This window comes from Aphanizomenon flos-aquae FACHB-1287 (assembly GCF_014698755.1).
GTDB classification, from domain to species: domain Bacteria; phylum Cyanobacteriota; class Cyanobacteriia; order Cyanobacteriales; family Nostocaceae; genus Dolichospermum; species Dolichospermum flosaquae.
Genome location: NZ_JACJTO010000001.1, coordinates 136,990 through 157,141, shown reverse-complemented (window position 1 = coordinate 157,141; position 20,152 = coordinate 136,990). Strand labels below are relative to the sequence as shown.

Annotated in this window: 19 protein-coding genes; 6 read left to right on the top strand and 13 right to left on the bottom strand. The window is 37.6% G+C overall.

The genetic code is table 11. The features are described from left to right. Window positions 1-111: 111 nt before the first annotated feature. Window positions 112-669, bottom strand: coding sequence for a glutathione S-transferase family protein (locus tag H6G44_RS00700; protein WP_190386104.1), 558 nt, complete (start codon window positions 667-669; stop codon window positions 112-114). A 21-nt stretch (window positions 670-690) separates the two neighbouring features. Beyond that, the gene (locus tag H6G44_RS00695) at window positions 691-1,155 is read right to left on the bottom strand and encodes a hypothetical protein (protein ID WP_190386078.1); all 465 of its coding nucleotides are present in this window, start codon (window positions 1,153-1,155) and stop codon (window positions 691-693) included. A 300-nt stretch (window positions 1,156-1,455) separates the two neighbouring features. On the opposite strand from H6G44_RS00695, the gene H6G44_RS00690 reads away from it, so the two are divergent. Next, window positions 1,456-2,166, top strand: a complete 711-nt coding sequence (locus H6G44_RS00690; RefSeq protein ID WP_190386079.1) for a tetratricopeptide repeat protein — start codon at window positions 1,456-1,458, stop codon at window positions 2,164-2,166. A 52-nt stretch (window positions 2,167-2,218) separates the two neighbouring features. Here the strand turns inward: H6G44_RS00690 and H6G44_RS00685 are convergent, their stop codons facing one another. Both H6G44_RS00685 and psaM read right to left on the bottom strand, forming a co-directional pair. After that, window positions 2,219-2,629: a slr1601 family putative cell division protein gene (locus H6G44_RS00685; RefSeq protein WP_190386080.1), complete on the bottom strand. Its 411-nt coding sequence runs from the start codon at window positions 2,627-2,629 to the stop codon at window positions 2,219-2,221. Window positions 2,630-3,005: 376 nt separating this feature from the next. After that, window positions 3,006-3,101 (bottom strand): photosystem I reaction center subunit XII, encoded by a 96-nt coding sequence (gene psaM, locus H6G44_RS00680; RefSeq protein ID WP_190386081.1) that lies wholly within the window; start codon window positions 3,099-3,101, stop codon window positions 3,006-3,008. A gap of 213 nt (window positions 3,102-3,314) precedes the next feature. Here psaM and H6G44_RS00675 point away from each other — a divergent pair, with 213 nt between their 5' ends. The 3 genes from H6G44_RS00675 (at window position 3,315) to H6G44_RS00665 (ending at window position 5,434) form a co-directional block, all read left to right on the top strand. Further along, the gene (locus H6G44_RS00675) at window positions 3,315-4,571 is read left to right on the top strand and encodes an FGGY-family carbohydrate kinase (protein ID WP_190386082.1); all 1,257 of its coding nucleotides are present in this window, start codon (window positions 3,315-3,317) and stop codon (window positions 4,569-4,571) included. Window positions 4,572-4,728: 157 nt separating this feature from the next. Then, entirely contained in the window at window positions 4,729-5,043 is a 315-nt protein-coding gene (locus H6G44_RS00670) for a hypothetical protein (RefSeq protein WP_190386083.1), read from the top strand. A 13-nt stretch (window positions 5,044-5,056) separates the two neighbouring features. Next, the gene (locus tag H6G44_RS00665; RefSeq protein ID WP_190386084.1) at window positions 5,057-5,434 is read left to right on the top strand and encodes a hypothetical protein; all 378 of its coding nucleotides are present in this window, start codon (window positions 5,057-5,059) and stop codon (window positions 5,432-5,434) included. Window positions 5,435-5,547: 113 nt separating this feature from the next. Here the strand turns inward: H6G44_RS00665 and H6G44_RS00660 are convergent, their stop codons facing one another. The 4 genes from H6G44_RS00660 to H6G44_RS00645 form a co-directional block, all read right to left on the bottom strand. Continuing rightward, a complete protein-coding gene (locus H6G44_RS00660; protein WP_190386085.1) occupies window positions 5,548-6,774 on the bottom strand; it encodes a molybdopterin molybdotransferase MoeA in 1,227 nt (408 codons plus the stop codon). Between the two features lie 22 nt (window positions 6,775-6,796). Next, on the bottom strand, window positions 6,797-7,723 hold the full coding sequence (locus tag H6G44_RS00655; RefSeq protein ID WP_190386086.1) for a phosphodiester glycosidase family protein: 927 nt from the start codon (window positions 7,721-7,723) through the stop codon (window positions 6,797-6,799). Between the two features lie 82 nt (window positions 7,724-7,805). Then, the gene (locus H6G44_RS00650; RefSeq protein ID WP_190386087.1) at window positions 7,806-9,512 is read right to left on the bottom strand and encodes a serine/threonine-protein kinase; all 1,707 of its coding nucleotides are present in this window, start codon (window positions 9,510-9,512) and stop codon (window positions 7,806-7,808) included. Between the two features lie 116 nt (window positions 9,513-9,628). Beyond that, window positions 9,629-10,468, bottom strand: a complete 840-nt coding sequence (locus tag H6G44_RS00645; RefSeq protein ID WP_242031688.1) for an alpha/beta fold hydrolase — start codon at window positions 10,466-10,468, stop codon at window positions 9,629-9,631. Window positions 10,469-10,629: 161 nt separating this feature from the next. Here H6G44_RS00645 and H6G44_RS00640 point away from each other — a divergent pair, with 161 nt between their 5' ends. Continuing rightward, window positions 10,630-12,162, top strand: a complete 1,533-nt coding sequence (locus H6G44_RS00640; RefSeq protein ID WP_190386088.1) for a SagB/ThcOx family dehydrogenase — start codon at window positions 10,630-10,632, stop codon at window positions 12,160-12,162. 186 nt (window positions 12,163-12,348) lie between these two features. On the opposite strand, the gene H6G44_RS00635 is transcribed toward H6G44_RS00640, so the two are convergent. The 3 genes from H6G44_RS00635 to H6G44_RS00625 all read right to left on the bottom strand — a co-directional run bounded on the left by H6G44_RS00635 (window position 12,349) and on the right by H6G44_RS00625 (window position 16,480). Next, complete coding sequence (locus tag H6G44_RS00635) at window positions 12,349-14,682, bottom strand: DUF3769 domain-containing protein (protein ID WP_190386089.1); 2,334 nt, start codon at window positions 14,680-14,682, stop codon at window positions 12,349-12,351. Between the two features lie 90 nt (window positions 14,683-14,772). Continuing rightward, entirely contained in the window at window positions 14,773-14,889 is a 117-nt protein-coding gene (locus H6G44_RS00630) for a photosystem II reaction center protein I (protein ID WP_190386090.1), read from the bottom strand. A 193-nt stretch (window positions 14,890-15,082) separates the two neighbouring features. Then, on the bottom strand, window positions 15,083-16,480 hold the full coding sequence (locus H6G44_RS00625) for an ABC transporter substrate-binding protein (protein ID WP_190386091.1): 1,398 nt from the start codon (window positions 16,478-16,480) through the stop codon (window positions 15,083-15,085). A gap of 261 nt (window positions 16,481-16,741) precedes the next feature. Here H6G44_RS00625 and glgP point away from each other — a divergent pair, with 261 nt between their 5' ends. Continuing rightward, entirely contained in the window at window positions 16,742-19,306 is a 2,565-nt protein-coding gene (gene glgP, locus H6G44_RS00620) for an alpha-glucan family phosphorylase (RefSeq protein ID WP_190386092.1), read from the top strand. Window positions 19,307-19,372: 66 nt separating this feature from the next. Here glgP and H6G44_RS00615 read toward each other — a convergent pair whose 3' ends face one another. Together H6G44_RS00615 and H6G44_RS00610 are read right to left on the bottom strand one after the other, a co-directional pair. Continuing rightward, complete coding sequence (locus tag H6G44_RS00615; RefSeq protein WP_190386093.1) at window positions 19,373-19,756, bottom strand: hypothetical protein; 384 nt, start codon at window positions 19,754-19,756, stop codon at window positions 19,373-19,375. 145 nt (window positions 19,757-19,901) lie between these two features. After that, a complete protein-coding gene (locus H6G44_RS00610; RefSeq protein WP_190386094.1) occupies window positions 19,902-20,063 on the bottom strand; it encodes a YqaE/Pmp3 family membrane protein in 162 nt (53 codons plus the stop codon). Between the last annotated feature and the right edge of the window lie 89 nt (window positions 20,064-20,152).

The following is a 20,152-nucleotide window of genomic DNA, read 5'->3' as shown; positions in this document are numbered from 1 at the left end:
GATTGCTGTTCCTTGCTATTGGAGTATAATTGATAACTGTCAATTAACAATTATCAATTAAGTATTGACATTAAAAATTATCGTTAGTATTCAGCCGTGATATTAGCCTACTTACTTCCTTGCACCGATACTTTTTTGAAATGCGGGACGTTCAGACATTGACTGAATATACTTCACAATTGCCGGATAAGCACTCAAATCTAATTTGAGCATAATGGGAATATAGCAAAGAATTGATCCCACAGCCACATCTGCAACGGTAAAATCATTACCTAGTAAAAAAGGCTGATTTCCCAAAATTTCATTTACAGGAGTCAATAATCGTGGCATTTCTCGTTCACGATTGGCCTCTATAAAAATACCTGTTCCTAAACTAGAATTGGCAAATAATACCCACTGGGCAAAGATAGCTTTTTCTTCCAGAGAAAACGCCATTCTACCGTATTTTTCCGCCAAATAAAGCAAAATAGCTCCTGATTCCCAAAGCCGAAAATCACCGTCAACGATAGCGGGAACTTTACCCATAGGGTTAATTTTCAGAAAATCAGGCCGGAGGTGTTCCCCTGCTTGCATATCCAAAAGTACAACCTCATAAGGAATTTCCAGTTCCTCTAAGTACCATTGGATAATTGCAGCCCGACTACGAGCACCGCCGTAAAGTTTCAATATAGTCATCTGAAATTTCTGAAATTAAAGAACTTTGTGAGTGTGAGAGTGTTGTTTGATGTTGTCGTCTTTAGTGACAACTCTAGCCGCATTCAGTACCCGTTTGCGCTCTATCGAATAATTCAAATCCATTTTAGTTGCTCCTAGGGGAATCAGATTTTGGGCAGCTTCACGGCGTTTATAGGTACGAGCCGCAGAAAACAACCGTAATGGAAACTCATCTCCAAATTGAGCAGAGGCTGGGAAACCTTCTGGCAATAGCATTTTATCACCATCTAACACAGATCCTAAGTTCGTTGCATAAGCCAATCTGTAAGATGTGGGAATGTTTTTACATATAGCTTCTAAGGCCGCTGAAGGAATGGGTTCTATCACTTCAATTTGATGTACTTCCCCATCTTCTTTATAGAAGCAAGTAGCTAAACCAATAACAATGTAGTCATCAGTATTCAGGTCATTAGCATCGGCATAAGAAATTGTTGTTGTCATGAGAAATGTCTCTTCTAGAATTGGTAATTAGGGGTTTGTCAGTTGTCACTTGTCACTTGTCAGTTGTTTTTGGTAAAAATTTCTCTCGCTTCTTGGCCGTCATCATCAAAATCTACACTTCAATTCTTCAGAATTTTACTGATTCAGGAATTGAGCTTGGGTATGAAGTATACATTATTAGGTTTATGACTCCTGTTGTTGTTGGATATAAAATCCACATCCTCCCATCATCCTAGATCCCTCCTGTTACGAAAAATGTAATTTTATTTGACAAGCCAAGTAAATTCAATAGGCAACATTATGAACAAGCACTCTTTTTTAAATTCTGGCATTCAAAACAATCAAGTATGCCTTTTTGATCAAAACAATTTTTGTTATCAATGTGCGCGGTTACAGGATGGTGATCAATCAATGTTGGAAGAACGTTATCTACGCTCTTGTGCTTTGAAGTTAGCACAACAAGGGGATTATACTAAGGCAATCGCTCTATTAAGTTATCTAATTGACCATCATCCCGAAAATGCTGTTGATTACAATAACCGAGGGCTAATTTATTTTCAAAGTGGTGACAGACAAAAAGCCCTCCGTGATTATAACAAAGCTTTAGACTTAAATTCTAAACTAGCTAGTGCCTACAATAACCGGGCTAATTATTATGCTGCTTGTGGTCAATTAACAGCCGCGTTATCTGATTATGAACAGGCACTAGATATTAATCCCCATCATGTTCGAGCTTGGATTAATCGTAGTATTACTTTACGTGATTTAGAAGAGTACGGGGAAGCCATTGAAAATTTAGAAATTGCTATGTTGTTTGGTCAACTTAAAGGACATATTTGGGCTGAACGGGGACGAACTTATCATCTTTGGGGCGATTGGAATTGTGCAATTGCAGATTATCGTCGAGCTTTAGCGAAACTACCATTACTGAAGGATAAAGATGTTATCGGTTATCGCTTACGCTTACAAATCGAAACTTGGTTAAACGAGTTGCTATTTTTTGAAGAATAATTTGGTAGATGACTAAATTTGTACATTGATGAGTCTTATCTTTTCCGCGCTTTTATGGTGCTAAAGTTGATTGTTCCGTTATACCCTGATCTGGATTCATCAATATAACTGGACGCTGATTAGGGTCAAAGCGAAATGATTTTTGTTGCATAATACTTTTGGCTTCACTGGGATCAAAATTGCGGCTAAATTCTGTCTGCAAATTTTGCACACGTCCTTCCATAACTTTTACTTCGGTACGGACTTCTCGCAACTTGTCTTGTTGTAGCCAATGATAAGGCAACAATTGTACTAGAGCAGATACCGCTGCCGCACTAATAACTATGTTAACTGTTACTTTAGCTGTAGTTTCCAACGCCATTAACTGATAAGCTCGTTGCCGTAGCCGTCGTTTAGGTCTTGGTATGGTTCGGCGTTGTTCTACTGGTTTTAAAGGAGGTCTAGATGGTTGAAACGCATTCATAGTGCTAACAAAAGGCTTGCATAATTTCCGGCAATTACCGTCAAAAGCAAACAGGTGCTAATTGCGGCTTAATTTAGCTGCCATGATACTTCAATTTCTGGGAAATTTATACAGGTGTGAAGATGAGCAAAATATCACCTAGTAAGTTCAATAACTTGTCCAAATCCAAAAAGTCTTGATTTGTAGATTGGGTTGAGGTACTAAGCCCAACATAAGCGTCGGGTCGCACTGTCGCTTAACCCAACCTACAAAAAAACGGGCAAGGTATTGAAGGTAAAGGCCAATTTCCAAAATTCTCATAGCTTAGAACCACAAGAATTTGGAAACCAGGCCCCTCATACTAGCACTAATCACCTGTAATAAGGTTACATTGGTGTTATTTGTATAGTTCTGTAGCTAAACGCCAAGCCAAAATTCCTGGAATTAGTGCCACAGCCAATGCAATGTAAACTTGGGTATCTGTGAGAGCCATGATGGAAATCCTCCTAAGTTGAACTAGATTTTCAAGACTTCGTTTACTACTTTTCCCTGTTTTAGCAAGATTAGGAAACATCTTGTTACAATATGCAACAAAAACCGGGGATTTGTTAGTTGTCATTGGTCAGTGGTCAATAGTCAATGGTCAATGGGAAGACTAAATACCAATCTTCTCCCCCTGCTCCCCTGCTCCCTATTACCTTAATTTATGACTTTATCACTCGGTATTGACTTTGGCACCTCTGGCGCACGGGGTGTGGTAATTGATGAAGAGGGTCGAATTCTGTCCCAAATGCGTCATTGCTGGCACGTTGAGACGGTTGATTGGGTAACTTGTTGGCAACAGGCTTTATGGAGTCTATTAGGGCAAATTCCGGGGGTTTTCAGGAAGGAAATAGGGGCAATTGCTATTAATGGCACTTCTTCCACTATTTTGCTGACTGACGAGACTGGAAAGCCAGTAGACGCACCTCTATTGTACAACGACAGTCGGGGAGCTATGGCTTTAGAACGGTTGACGGCAATTGCACCACCCAATCATACTGTATTAAGTGCTACATCAAGTCTAGCGAAACTCCTCTGGATGCAAGAATTACCTACTTTTACAAAAGCTAGATATTTACTACATCAAGCCGATTGGTTGGGATTTCTCTTGCATGGAAAGTTAGGTATTAGTGATTACCACAATGCCTTAAAGTTGGGTTATGACGTGGAAAAATTGCAATATCCAGCATGGTTACAACAGCTACAAATTCCCCTTAATTTACCCCAGGTCTTTCCACCGGGAATACCTATTGGTGAATTACTTCCACAGATAGTGGCTGATTTTGGCTTTAAAGCTGATTGTTTGGTGGTTGCAGGTACAACAGATAGTATTGCGGCTTTTTTAGCCAGTGGAGCTAAATTTCCGGGGGAAGCGGTAACTTCTCTGGGTTCAACGTTGGTACTAAAACTTTTAAGCCGTCACAGAGTTGAAGATGCGCGATATGGAATTTATAGTCATCGCTTAGGTGATTTGTGGTTAACTGGAGGTGCTTCTAACACGGGTGGCGCTGTTTTAAAGAAATTCTTTAGTGATGTTGATTTGGTGAGGTTAAGCGCGGAAATTGATCCAACTCAAGCCAGTATGTTAGATTATTATCCATTATTGCAACCGGGCGATCGCTTTCCTGTTAATGATCCCCATTTATTACCGAAACTAGAACCACGTCCAAATCAAAATCAGGAATTTCTCCATGGTTTATTAGAAGGTATGGCTAGAATAGAAACCAGAGGATATGAACTTTTACAAAATCTCGGTGCTGATTCATTAACTCATATTTATACATCCGGTGGTGGTGCTGTAAATTCTACTTGGACTGCTATTCGTCAACGTTATTTAAAAGTACCAATTGTTTCATCTATTAATACGGAAGCAGCCTATGGAACGGCACTTTTGGCAATGGGAAGAATTAATTTGGAATGAACCACGGAGGACACGGAGAAAGAAAAAATAGAGAGGTTTTTTGCGTCAGTTTTGAGACATTTTTTATTTAGAAGTCCCTAAACTTGCATGATACTATTGTTTAATTTATTATTCGATTCCATAAAGGTATCAGTAGAGCAGTAAACCATTAGATATCATGGAAGTTTTACCATTATCCAATAATTGGCAAGATATTCAACCTGACGTTGTATATTCTTCGACCTATGATTTGCAAGTTTCATTTAGCGACGAACAAATAAAATTAGGTATAAGATATGATAGTAAAGGAAAGCATTTAAAGGCAATTGCGAAAGGGTTAGTACACCCACAGGGTAGTATTGGGCTTGTTGATTCTCAAGAAAAAGGATATAATTTAAAATCTAAAGTGTTAGGTAGCGGTGGTGATAGACGGTTTCACGCCAAATATGTTAATGGTATATTACATTTTCCTGGTTTTGTAACACAACATTAATCCAGAATAAATTATGACTACACTTCAATTGAAAAATCACCAAATCTGGCAAGATTTAACTGAGATATTAGAAAATTTAGATCCTAATTCTCTTGTTCAAAAACATCTTGAACAATGCTGTTATACAATCAATGGTTATTGGGATAAACAGGATAAATATTATGAATCAATTACTTTACCTCACCCCATAGAAGCAAAATTAATCAGCAGTTTTGTGGGTGTTACCCAAGATAATCGGTTTCTAAAACTCAAGTTTTCTCTTATGAATTTTCCTGAAAATATAGGTGAGTTAGTTCTTATCTATAATGAAAATCTAGAATTGATTGATGAAAATTGGCTTTTAGATATAGATTCTCCTCTGCTTGATAAAAGACAATTTACTAACACCTAAGATAATTGTAGGTTGGGTAGAACGAAGTGAAACCCAACAAAATATAGCTAGACTTATGAAAGTAATCTATTTTTGCACGCAGAGGCGCAGAGTCTCAGAGAGTCAATTGTCTTTTATCCTATTTGCAAAACTAAGGTTTCTTCTCCTGGTGAAATTAGGGTTTTTCCGACTGGTAAAATGGCTAAAGCGTTGGTTTGTGCTAAGTTAATTAAGTTCCCTGAATTTAAGTTACCACTGGTTTGCTGAAATTCATAAATACCATCATTTAAATTTAAATTACCCCAAATATAAGTTTCCATTTTCCCGTTAGATTTTAATTCAGAATGAGATTTCACTTTGATAAATTTACTTTCCCAACCTTGATTAATTCCTGAAAGTTTTTTAATTGTCGGTTCTACAAATCTCCAAAATGTGACTAATGCAGAAACGGGATTTCCTGGTAAACCAAAATAAAGAGAATTAGGAAATGTAGCAAATGTTAAAGGTTTTCCTGGACGCATTTGCACGGCACGAAAATGAATTTCTGCCCCCAAAGATGCTAATATATTATCAATATAATCATAATCACCTACGGAAACTCCACCAGAAGAAATAACTATATCACTATTATTAATTGCATAATTTATAGTTTCTGTTAAGGAACTAGGATTATCTTTAACAATTCCTAATGTTAATACTTCCGCACCCAAATCACGTACTAAAGACGCTAAAGCATATTGGTTAGAATCTACTATTTGTCCGGGTTTTAGGGTTTGTTCTGGTGTTACCAACTCATCACCGCTAGAAAAAATAGCCACCCGTGGACGACGGAAAACACTGATTTTAGGCAGTTGTGCTGCGGCTAAAATCGCAATTTCCGCTGGGTTGAGGGAAATTCCCGCTGGTAAAAGTTCCGTTCCTGCTTGGTAAAAGTCCCCTTGTTTTCTGATAAATTCTTGGGGTTGAGGTGTAGCCAAAATAAAAACTTGGTTTTTCTGAAATTTAGTTTTTTCTTGTATAACTATAGTATCTGCACCTTTTGGTATAATTGCACCAGTGAAAATCCTTGCTGCTTGTCCTTTTTTAATAGTAATTTTGGGTTCATATCCTGCGGGAATCTCTTCGACAACTTCTAAAATTGTCGGATTTTCAGAATTTGAATTTTGTACATCTTCATAACGTACAGCAAAACCATCCATTGCGGAATTGTCCCAATGAGGAAAATCCAAAGAACTAATTACAGGAGTTGCTAAAATGCGATGAAATGCTGTTAATAAATCCACAACTTCAAGATCATGTTCTTGATTTAAAGGTCGAACATGATTGAAAATAATCGTTTCTGCATCTTTGACTGATAACATAGTAAATAAATGTGTGATTTGATTACTTTTGATAAATTAAAAATACCGAACCAATTGGACCTAAATTCTCGACATAGACTTTATTATTATAAAACAATCCTGGAGACATTCCTCCATCAAATAACATTCCTTCCTGAATTGTTCCTAAACAGTTATTTCTAGCAATTCCTGTTAAAACATCATCAAATTGATTGGGTAGTAATTCTTTATTATTACCAGAAACTTGAATAAGAGAATTAGCTTTTATATCATTTACCAGGAAAATTACAAAACCTTTACTAGTAATAGCAACTAAAGAACGATTAGTAGCACCTTGACAAGCAAATTTTCCTAAAGCTTGACAAATATCTTTAAATTTTCCTTGATTATAAAATCTCCCATTCCCCCCCACTATATTGTAATTGAGAATATTTGTTCCTCTTCTTCCAGTCCCCATAGTGGCTTTTCGTTGTTGAGGATTTGCTGATGATATTCCAAAAGAAGAACGTCTATTTTTAAATACTCCTGAATACTCAACACCGCGAGAAATATTTAAACCTTGTGGTTGATTTTTTGGATCTATATAGTCAGCATTAATAGCTGCAATTGGTGATTTACCATTTAATTTAGAATTACTATCAGTGATAATTTCTCGAAACTGTTTTGGTACATATTCTCTGCGAAATCTTCCCCTAGAATCTTTAGCATAAATCTGATGATCTAAACCCACATTTACCTTAAAATCTAACTTGGGAGATTGAGGATTAAAAATAATTATATGATTAATCCCTTTTTTATATCTTTCTCCATTATTATTAGTCTGAAAAAACTCAATACTAAATTGAGGATTTTTACCAGGACAATTACCAGGCTGTTTTGCTTTTGAATTAGCTATTATATCCTCTGAACCTGATATTAATACTGCTGTTATTGTCGCAATAGATGTTAAAAATAATTTATTTACGTTCATTTGTTTTCATCTTTTAATATTTTTTAATTACCTTTTGTTGCTAAATAGCCTATTTTTTCATCTTTTTAACCATAAATAACTACTATAAATTACTGGGTATGGTTTTAAATTTATCTGCTGCACCTAGAGAATAATCATCTAATTTAAAATCTGCAAATGGTTTTTTATCTAATCTATCTCTTAAAGCTTCATCTAATATTACACCTTCTGCTTGTTTTTTCACCCCAATAATAATAATACTGCGTTGATAGGCTGTTGAGTCTTGGTTAGCTTGACAATCTTTTCTCTGAAATTGTCCCAAATTTAATAACCGATATCCTTTAACACTGGGTGTACTACTAAATATCTTTTTTCCTAATAGTTGAATTTGTTGAGAACGTTCTAAAGCACGACTTTGTTCTGCGGTAATATTACCTTCACAAGAAGCTGTTCCTACAGAAATAATCTCGCTGGGATTTTCCATAATTTTTTGGATTCCTTCTTGTTCTAAATTGGATTTTAAGGAATCAAGGGTCATAGTTTGATCATTATATTTAATCTGATATGTGCTGCCTAATTGCCATTTATATTCTACTGATAAAACTGCAATATTAAACTCTGCAACTCTTCCTTGACTATCTTTCCCTTCTTCATAGGGAAAATAATCAACTTTACCTTTTTTAACTGGTGTTTGTCCATAGTCAGAAGGTAAAGCTACGAATTTATTATCTCTAAATCCTAAAGCTAACCACCAAAGTAGTAATAAGGAAACTATTAAAGCTGTAAACCACGAGAATAATGGTAATTTTTTCGGTGGTTCTTGTGGAAGAATAACATCATTATTATTAGTTATTTGATTAACTAATTCTGTTTTTTGTTCCTCTACTATATTCACGTTGTTTGCTCTATTTCCTATAATTTGATCTTCAAGTTCTGCTAATCTTCTAGAAATCTCTTCAGCATTGCTAGGACGTTTACTGACTTCTGTTGATATTAACCAATCAACTAAATCTAATAATAATGGAGAAACGTGATTTGCATGATGTCGCCATTTTAAAATATCCAAATTAGGATCATATAATTCTCCGGGTTGATATCCCGTTAATAAAAATACAAATGTCCGTCCTAATGCAAAAAAATCTGATTGAGGTATAGCTTGTCCGCGCATTTGTTCTAAAGGACTATAACCTGATGATGAAATTGCTGTTATTCCTCCACCATTTACTAGATAAGTTCCGGTAATTTCCCTAGCTGTACCAAAGTCAATTAATACTAATTGTCCATCAGGACGAATCATAATATTTGATGGTTTAATATCTCTATGAAGATATTTTTGATCATGAACTAAAGCTATTATTTCTAATAATTGTTTTAACCAAGCTATAGCTTGAACTTCAGAAATAGGACGGTTTTGTTGTTGTTTTAACCATTGTTCTAAATTAGGTCCTTCAATCTTTTCCATCACCATACAATGCAATATGAGATTATTTCTGGTTTGATAGGGAAAATAACCTTCTGTTTGCGGAATACCAGGATGATTTAATTGTTGTAAAACGTTGGCTTCTTGTTGAAATAGTGCTAAGGCTTTACTATCATTTGTTAATTCTTCTTTGAGGACTTTCAGAATTTTTGGACTATCTTGTTGATAGGCTTCGTAAATTTTACCAAATCCCGTTTTATCACTCAATAAACGTAAAACTCGATAACGTCCGATTAATTCTAATTGAGAACCACAACTTTGACAAAAGCGGTTTTCATCATTGTCTGGGTGGTTGGGTTGAGGACAAACTGGATTAATGCAAAGGCTCATAATTTGGTGATTGGTAATTGGTGATTGGTAATTGGTAATTGGTAATTGGTGATTGGTGATTGGTAATTGGTGATTGGTAATTGGTGATTGGTGATTGGTGAAGATTTAAGATTATCTCATGTTTGTGCTGCTAAAAAAACGGCGACTGTTTGATTAAATTCAATTGGGTTAGTTAAAAATGGCCAATGATTTCCAGGGACTTGACGAATAAGTAAATTTTTGAGGTTGGTTTTGTAGGGTTGAATTTGCCAATTTTGGCGGTTCACACCTTTTTCCGGTTGTATAAAGAGGGTAGGTGTGTCAACTGGGTGAATAAAACCTGGTACTTCCATGACTGCGTTAAAAATGCCATCACGGGCTGCTATGGTAAATTTGCTACCCCAAGTACCGTCGGGTTTTTGTTCAATTGCGGCTTGAAAAACCTCCTGTTGCAAAGAACTCCAATTTTGATATTGACTGAGTTGTTTAATTTTTTGTTCAGCTTCCTCATAACTTGCAAAAGGCCCCATGCTTTTCAGGAAAGGCAAGACACGATACAATAAAGGGAATGTGATTTTCAGAAAACTAGGCATTTTCCAGATAAAAATGGGATCTACTAATGTGATACTTTTTAACCTACCTGGGTTCTCCCTCGCCCAAATAGCCGCTAATTTCCCCGTCCAAGAGTGGCTGACAATATGAGCCGCAGACCACCCCAGTTTATCCATTAATGCCTCCAAATCACAAATCGCACTGGCAAAAGTATAATCTTGTTCTGGCTTACTACTCTCACCATGACCACGCATATCTGGCGCGACTATATGATAATCTGCTGCTAAATAATCTCCCAAACTAGACCAAACCAAGGCATGATCAGCCATACCATGTAATAACAGTAATGGTTTTTGACCTTGATTCCATTCTAAATAAGAAAGTTGAATATCAGATGTTAACAGGGTTTGACGTACAGGCATCATTTGCTCAATCTTCTCCAGAACAGGTGATTGGGAATTTTAGCAGAAATCATGACTTTTTTGGTTTGAATTTTTAATTTTGATAATTGTACTGATTAACACGAATTAATGGAACTAATGAATGTCAAAATTAAGAGTAGAAAAACAAGGATATTAAAATTACTATGTCAGAAATCAAGCAATCCATCGCTCAATACTATCACGACCGGACTAAGTACCACCCAGAAACCCTGGCTTCTAAGAGTCGTAATCTAGATTGGGCCAAACAACCAGTACCGTTTAAGGAATACAAAATTGGTTCTGATATTGACCTGAAACCCTATCTAGAAAAAACAGCAGAAACGCTTACCAATCATCAAGATGCTAAATGGTGGTGGCGACTATCTCACCTATTATTTCACAGTTATGGACTCACGGCAAAAATGCCTTCTTTGGGTAATACAGTATACTTGCGTTCCGCGCCTAGTGCGGGAGGATTATATCCGGCTGAAGTATATTTAGTTTCTCGCGGTACGCCATTACTACCACCGGGACTTTATAATTATCAATCTCGGACTCATTCTTTAATGCACTTTTGGGAAAGTGATGTTTGGCAAGGTTTACAAGCCGCTTGTTTTTGGCATTCTTCCCTAGAAAGTACCCAATTAGCTATTATTACGACTGCGGTTTTTTATCGTTCTGCTTGGCGTTATGAAGATAGGGCTTATCGCCGAATTTTCTTGGATACCGGACATCTTTTAAGTAATATTGAATTAGCTGGTAATATTGTTGATTATCGCGCTCATTTAATTGGCGGTTTTGCAGATGAAGCTGTTAATGAGTTACTCTATATTGATCATGAACAAGAAGGAACAACCGCTGTTTTAGCTTTGGCAGATTTATTAGATGTGCGTCAAAATTTACCCCTAGGACGGACTGCTTTACCATCTACAACTGAAACTAATTATCTATCTGTTCCTGACGGTCAACTGCTAAAATATTTTCATCTCAATACCCAAATTCCAGCTAATACTACTGGTAAGTTAAATGTACAAACTGTAGAACTAGAAAAGTCTTTAGAAGATAAATATAATTTTCCTTTTTGTGAAAAGTTTTCAACTCGAACTATACCAATTTATTGGGGAGAAAATTTAGTAAATTTAGCAAATACCATCCAGAAACGTCGTTCGACTCGTGCTTACTCTGGTGATGATTTGAGTTTTGATGAACTGAAAGCTTTACTTGATTTTACTTATCAACCGCAAAATTATCTTGACCAGGATTTAGATCCTCACCCTGATTATTTTGACTTGAATTTAATAGAAACATTTGTTGCGGTTTCTGGAGTGGAAGGATTAGATCCTGGCTGTTATTATTATGCACCTAAAGCTCAAGAATTACGGCAAATTCGCTTTAAAAATTTCCGTCGAGAATTACATTTTCTCTGTTTGGGACAGGAATTAGGTAGAGATGCAGGTGCAGTGCTATTTCATACTGCTGATTTGAAAAATGCTATTGCCCAATATGGGGACCGTGTTTACCGTTATTTACACTTAGATGCAGGTATTTTAGGACAAAGGCTAAATTTAGCAGCTATTCGGTTAAATTTAGGGGTCAGTGGTATCGCTGGCTTTTTTGATGATCAAGTAAATGATGTTCTGGGTATCCCTATTGATGAGGCAGTTATCTATATTACTACACTCGGAAAACCCAGGTAAGTGGAAAGAGACAGGGAGAACAGCACGTTTAGCTTGAGCTATGTACAAGCTATGTACAATTTGTGCGGGCAAGATGCCCGCACCACAAGCGTTTTATTATTAATGTCTCTACTTCATAATACCGGGAACTGCTGTATTTACCAGGGTCAGATACTTCTTTTAAAAAATTGGGTATCTTTTTTATCACTAATCTTGATAAATTACACCACCAACCACGGGTTTAACTTCTTCATTAGAAAATGGATCTGTACCTCCATTCCAATTAAAATCACTAATACGAATACTAAAGCCGCCTAATTGTAAAACAGGATTGTAGCGTAAAGTAATACCATAAGTGCGACGAGTGTATTCTAATGTATAATCAGTGCTAGTGGCTTTACCTGTGTCTAGATTAACGGATGTTTGCAAACCCAGTTGCAATGGTCCATAAACTTGCTGAGAAATACCCGCATTCAGAACTTTGTTATCAACCGAACGGTCAAAGAGAAAGGGTGATAAACCGCTATTAGTTCCTTGGGAGTAGGTAAGATTAAAGGCCGTATAATCTAAGTAAGGGCGAGAAAAATTACCAATTTGTCCCACTAACCCGATAGTACCAGTGACAGTGCTTTGGTTATCTCTGCTACTATAATAGCTAGTAGTTCCCGTAATACCAGCGATCGCTTGCAAATAGGGAACAACAGGATTAGATGTATATTTTAATCCCTCACTAGCTGTGGCCGCTAACGCTGTCCCTTGCCACAAATTGATACCACCACTTAACGCCACACTCCCCTGTAAACGACTTAGAGAAATGCGGTCATTTTTTCGCACCGAGGAGAGTAAATCTTGACGGTCTGTATTTGCGTCTATATATTGAGCACCACCTTGATAGCTAAGATTGATACCGCTTTTGCCTAAAGGAATAACGGGGGAAGTGATAATTCCACCGATACTACTTTGTACAGTTTGATAACCAAGACTACCATTATACAAGCGATCGCGGTAATTAGTCTCTAGGCTCAAGGTATAAGGATTGACATCACCCCAGGCTTGGCGGAAGCGCAAACTTCCACGTAAACTATCTTCCACCTGATTAAAATCAAAGCTAGTTAACTCCCCCGTACCTTCTAGAACAGATTTGGGACTAAGAACAGCATTCAGCTTGCTTTTCGCACCAAATAAACTGGCTACATTATCGCCATTACCCAAAGCCTTTTGTACATAAAACTGGGGTGTAATCACCCAACGTTTTTGATCAGTATTAATCGGTTCAAAAGTTCGTTCTATATACAAACCACCCCGTTTACCATTATCAAAACCAGGAGAGACAATAGCCGGATTTACTTGGCGTGGCCGTCGATCTATAGTTCGACGATTCACAGGAATAGGGATAACAACTTTTTGATCAAAAACCAACCGTTGACGCTGGGTAACAATCCGGTCTATTAAAGGTGCTTCTCGCGTCACCGTCACCTGGTCAGCCCTAACCTCTAGTTCAGGAGGTGAAAACGGATCATTAGTGATTCTGACATCTTGGGCTTGAAAACCTCGGGGATAAAATTCAATGCGTTGGGCTTCAAAACGTAAACGCTTGACTACACCCCCAGATTTAGGTACAGGTAGATTTCGCGCATCTGATTGACCACCAATATTAAATTGTATTCCTCCTGGACTGTTAACACCGATAACCGGCTGATTAGCACGAACACGATTACTTAAAGGACGGGTGACAGTTCTGGGTGTAATATCTGTAGCTAGTGTGGGTGAAAAATTAAAATCTGTACCTGTGCTGGGGATATAAAGTTCACCTTTACCGTTTTCTAACTCCCCGTTATCTTGAATAAAATTATAAGTAAAACGTTGTCCTTGAAGTACCTGATTACCCCTAGTTAAGGCTACATTACCTTCCCCCACAGCAATCAAATTATCTAAATTGATGTGCAAACTATCAGCATCAATCACGGCTTCATTAAATCTGACAACTACATTTCCTTGAGCAGTAACAATACGCCTTTGCTCATCATACTCCTGGCGATCAGCAATTACCTCAATCACGCGGCGTTCTCCCAGTGGGGTGTTTTTTGGGGCTGGGAGTTGGGGTGACGGTGGAAATTCTACATTAGTAGGTTGTGAATCTTGATCTCCAGGCTTTCTTAGCTTAAATTTAATAATATTTTCCACCGGTACAGCAGGTTTCTTTTCACCAACAGACAGATGAAATTTCCCCCCCGATTCCTGTAAATTAACTGTAGGGGTTGATGTTTCAGCTAAAACTACTGATTTACAGGGAAATAAAACTTGACTTTGATTAATAACTTCACCGTTGATTTTAGGATAGGTCGGTAAAAATTTGCAACCTTTGTTTTCAGAAATATTTCTCCTAACTAAGTCGCTATTTGATTGATACTTGTGACCCTCAATGATCAGTTTTTCCTCATCAGTTTTGACCTTAACAGCAGCAGTAGAAGCAAGATGATGAAAAGGTTTTAAAGATTCAAGATTTGGAGGTAGCTGGGGTGGTAATACAGGATGAAACATATTGACCAAAAAGCAAAGAATAGCCGGAAGGTTAAATCACATATTAGCCTGTTTCTACCTTCCAGCCGTTAGGCGTGATTTGTTGTATATTTATTCTGAATCCCGACGACCAGGGTTACGGGCTGGGTCATTGGACAAAAACCCAAATATGAAAATGCTTACAAACAAGCCTACAACAATATAAACAGCGATTTTTAAACTCAACATAGAACTAACTCCCGGAGGTTTGGTAAATAGCAACTAATTTATCTTACCTATATCTTGTACCTTTGGCGAGAGAATAGGGAACAGCAGTTCCGTAGGTTGGGTAGAACGAAGTCCAACCCAACATTAAATGTAAGATACTTATGTGTTGGGTTTTCTCTCGATATAGTTAATAACATCATCTCACTATTTATCTTCATTGCAACGGGAAAAAGTCATAGCCAGCAGTTAAGCTTTTACTTGGTTGCACTTTGACCAATATTGCTTTACCTTTAATATCACCAGAGTCTTGAAATTCAATCTTACCTGTAGCACCATTAACAAAAAAACCTGGACTATGTAGCACTTTTTGTAATGCTTCACGGGTGTAAGCTTGCTGTAAACCTTTAGCGATTGACATAGTTGCATCATAAGCTGTTGCTGAACGCCAATTCACTTTTCCCCCCCAAAGTTTTGTGGCTTTTTGAACAAAAGGATTGTCAAGAATGGCTTTTGGATGCCAGGGTACAGCAAGAACCATACCGTTAATATCAGATTTCCCCGATTCTAATGTTTGAAATGTGTATAATGTCGGACTACCAAACAGTGCTAATTTACCTTGATTTGCTGCTGCTAGTTCTAAAGCCCGGTTAATTCTACCAATATAGGGAGCTAATACCAAGGCATCAGCACCACTACTAATTAATTGAGAAATCATTGTAGTTGGGTTAAAATCAGCAGCGGAAAAATCGCACTTGGTGGGATTAATTTTACCACCACCAGCTACTATATTTTTGGCGTACTCATCCCTAAAAGATTGATTATCAATAGATTTAGAATCTACACATAAGGCAACATTAGTTTTATTGGCGGTTTTGAGGGTATAAACAGCCAGGGGTTCGGACTGAGAACTAATATTGGGGATTGTGCGAAATATATAGCTACCAATACCAGAGAGATTTTGAGCGAAACTGGTAGGAGAAATCATCACTAGTCCCCCTTGCTGATATATTGGTGCGGCAGTAATAGAAGCGTTACTGGCGTTATGTCCAACTACAGCGAGAATGCTAGAATCTTTGACAAAATGCGTCGCTATTTGTTGGACTTGGGTGGGATCATTATCATCATTAGCGATCGCTACTTGTAAAAGTTTACCATTAATACCACCATTGCGGTTTACCTCATCTTGAGCCTGAGCCACACCGCGCAGAATCTCTTTGGCTACATTTAGATTCCCTCCGATGGGCACACTCACCGCAATCTTGATATAGTTACTACTACTGCCCAGGGAATTATGTAAGTAAATTAAACTTTCTGGATCATTGTGATTTTGGCGCAAAGATGCTTGAAAATTGGTTTTAGCAGCCTCAAAATCACCCTGAGCAAAGGCTTCTACTCCTTTTTCTTTATTTGAGTTGATTTGATCAGTAATTAAGATTTTCTCACCTAAACTGATTCGCTTTAGTGTAGAATCAGCATCGGGGGCAATATTATATTTTTGGGAAACATCCGTAGGCAGTTTAAATTGATTCCATAATAAAAAGCCAAGTCCTAATAACGTCGTCGTAAACAGTAGAGAAAAAACCAGCAGTTTTGTTTCATTTTGAGACTTCATAACAGCTTTTTACCTATTTTCACCTGTATTTTAGATCATACCGCTACACTGCCATTCTATCTATACATACAGCAGATAATTAATTTTTACTAAAACTTTGACAATGACTCAGGAAAACCCTTAGACTCAGCATATCTGTTAGTTTAATGTCTATATCTAAAAATTAAATAGTTACCAATTCTTAACAAAGTCATTAAATTGGTAATATTAGGTAAAAACAGTAAACAATATCCATAGCTGAACTTAAAGTTTTTCTAAACCATGCAGCCAATTCGTACTTTTAATGTATCTCCTTCATTACCATCTAGACTAGAACCCCTGCGGAAACTAGCGTATAATCTCCATTTCGATTGGAATGTGGAGAGCAAAGACCTATTTCGGCGTTTAGACCCTGATTTATGGGAATCTAGCCATCATAATCCAGTATTAATGCTGGGAACTATCAGCCAAAGTCGGTTGTTAGAAGTTGTGGAAGATGAGGGCTTTTTAGCACAAGTAGATCGAGCAGCGCGGCAATTAGACGATTATTTGCAAGAGCGAACCTGGTATAATAAACAAAGAACTCAGCAAAATCAAGAATGTTATGCCTACTTTTCCGCTGAATTTGGGTTAGTAGATTGCTTACCTGTCTATTCTGGTGGTTTAGGTGTACTCGCAGGAGATCATCTTAAATCAGCTAGTGATTTGGGATTACCTCTGGTAGGAGTAGGATTACTGTATCAACAAGGCTATTTTGCCCAGTATCTCAATGCTGATGGTTGGCAACAAGAACGCTATCCTATCAATGATTTCTATAATATGCCGTTGCATTTGGAGCGCAATCCCGATGGAACAGAACTACAAATTGCGGTAGATTATCCCGGACGCAAGGTATATGCCCGGGTGTGGCGTGTCCAAGTAGGGACTGTACCCCTGTATATGCTCGATACCAACATCGAACCTAATAAAGCTTACGACCACGATATCACGGATCAGTTGTATGGTGGTGATATAGATATGCGTATCCACCAGGAAATTATGCTGGGCATAGGTGGGGTGCAAATGTTGAAAGCTTTGGGGTATGAAGTTACTGCTTACCACATGAATGAAGGTCATGCGGCTTTTTCTGCTTTAGAACGTATTCGCATTCTGATTCAAGAAAAAGGACTGAGTTACAGAGAAGCTAGACAGGTGGTATCTTCTAGTAATATCTTCACTACTCATACTCCAGTTCCCGCAGGGATTGACCTATTTTCTCCTGATAAGATTTTACATTATCTGGGTTACTATGCAGATATCTTTAATTTACCAAAAGAGCAATTTTTAGGTTTAGGACGAGAAAATACTGGTGATTTGTCTAGTCCCTTCAGTATGGCGATATTAGCACTGAAAATGGCGACATTCTCCAATGGTGTGGCACAATTACATGGTGTCGTTTCTCGGCAAATGTTCCAGGGTTTGTGGCAAAAACTGCCAGTGGAAGAAGTGCCAATTGCTGCAATTACTAACGGTGTTCATGCCCGTAGTTGTGTGAGTAAATCCACTCAAGAGTTATATGATCGCTATCTTGGTCCCAATTGGTCATCAGCACCACCAGATAGTCAATTATGGGAACGCATGGATGCAATTCCCGATGAGGAATTATGGCGGAATCACGAACGCTGTCGTTTAGACATGGTTTTATATGTTCGGGAGCATTTGGTTAAGCATTTACGCGATCGCGGTGCTTCTGCTTCCGATATTACCCAAGCCCAAGAGGTGCTTGATCCTAATGTTCTCACCGTTGGCTTTGCTCGTCGCTTTGCTACCTACAAACGTGCTACTTTATGGATGCGTGATTTGGAGCGAATCAAGCGAATTTTACTCGGTAACAAGCACCAGAAAGTGCAGTTTGTAATTGCTGGAAAGGCTCACCCCAAAGACATCCCTGGGAAAGAATTAATTCGGGATATTAATCACTTTATCCGTGAACACCATTTAGAAAAACAGGTAGTGTTTGTTCCTAACTATGATATTCACATCGCCCGTTTAATGGTAGCAGGTTGTGATATCTGGTTAAATACTCCCCGTCGTCCTATAGAAGCTTCTGGAACAAGTGGTATGAAAGCTGCTATGAATGGCTTACCAAATCTTAGCGTTCTTGATGGTTGGTGGGATGAAGCGGATTATGTTCGCACTGGTTGGGCTATCGGACATGGTGAGAATTACGAAGATCCCAATTATCAAGATGAGATAGAAGCTAATGCTCTCTATGAGTTACTAGAAAAAGAAGTTGTTCCTTTGTTCTATGATCATCGTGATGGTGATGGCTTACCTCGTCCTTGGGTGGCAAAAATGAAAAATGCAATTCGCTTGAATTGTCCTTTCTTTAATACAGCCCGAATGGTGAGAGAATATGCAGTGAGAGCCTATTTCCCGGCGAGCGATCGCTATCATACCCTCACTGTTGATAATTATGAACCAGCTAAGGAATTAGCGGCTTGGGGGGCAAAATTAGGTGAAAAATGGTTTAGTATCAAAATCAAGGATGTTGATGTATCCGCAGCATCAGATATTGAAGTTAATCAAAATGTAGCTGTTAGAGCTAAGGTTGATTTAGCGACTTTGAGTAATGATGATGTACAGGTAGAACTATATCAAGGTTCTATTGATGCTAACGGTAATATTGTCAATGCTATACCTGTGGTGATGAGTTATCAAGGACAGGACGCAGAAGGTTTAAGTGTTTATAACACAAATATCACTTATACTACTTCTGGTTTGCAAGGTTTATCTTTGCGTGTATTACCTAGAAATCAATACCTCTCTAGTGCTTATGAACCCAGATTAATCGCTTGGGCTGAATAAGCAAATAATGTAGAGACGTTCCATGGAACGTCTTTACAAAAATTGTTAAAACATAGGTTTAACCATTTAGGGTATAGCTTGAAGTAGACGATTTAAAATGATTTTGCCTTTATTATTAATTACCTGAACCCGAATATAATTAGGATCATTTGGTCGGTAGGTAACTTGATATTTTGTCCGATTATTATTCCAAGTGTAAACTTGACGTTCATGAGTACCGGAAGCAACAGCACCAGATAAATTAATAGAAGAACCTTTAGTGTGCATTCCATGGTAGTGATAAGAGTTATTGGTAAACTTTAAAATCACTGTCCACTCTTTGTCGCTAAATGTATTGTTTGGATAATTAAACTTTTGCACAGCCATAGCTTGATTAGGAATAGCCATATCAATAATGGCAGGGGTAGAAATTCCTAAAATTGCTGATAAAATGATCGCTTTAGAGTTCATAATTTTCAAGTTTACTACATAAACTTGTGATAAATATTTAGGGCTTACTAAAAAGTGCTAGAAATAGCAAAATTAACTCAAGCACTAAAGATAAAGTTAGTCCAAAAAGAGAGATAGACAAATATAAGCTACCTCTCAGAAATGATTATTTCTTGGCAATTATCCAGACTGCGTGAACAATTCCCAAAATATAAAAACCAAAGATAGTCAAAAGTAAATTAATCCAAAAGTCTAGACCAAAACCTACTTGTAAAAACACGCCCAAAGGTGGGATAAAAATCGCTACTACAATTCTAACTAGATCCATATTCATGATATCCTCTTGTTAATCCACATCCCTAGAGTTAACATCACAGGCTGTCGTGATGATTCCTGAAAAATACGGGAAACCGCACT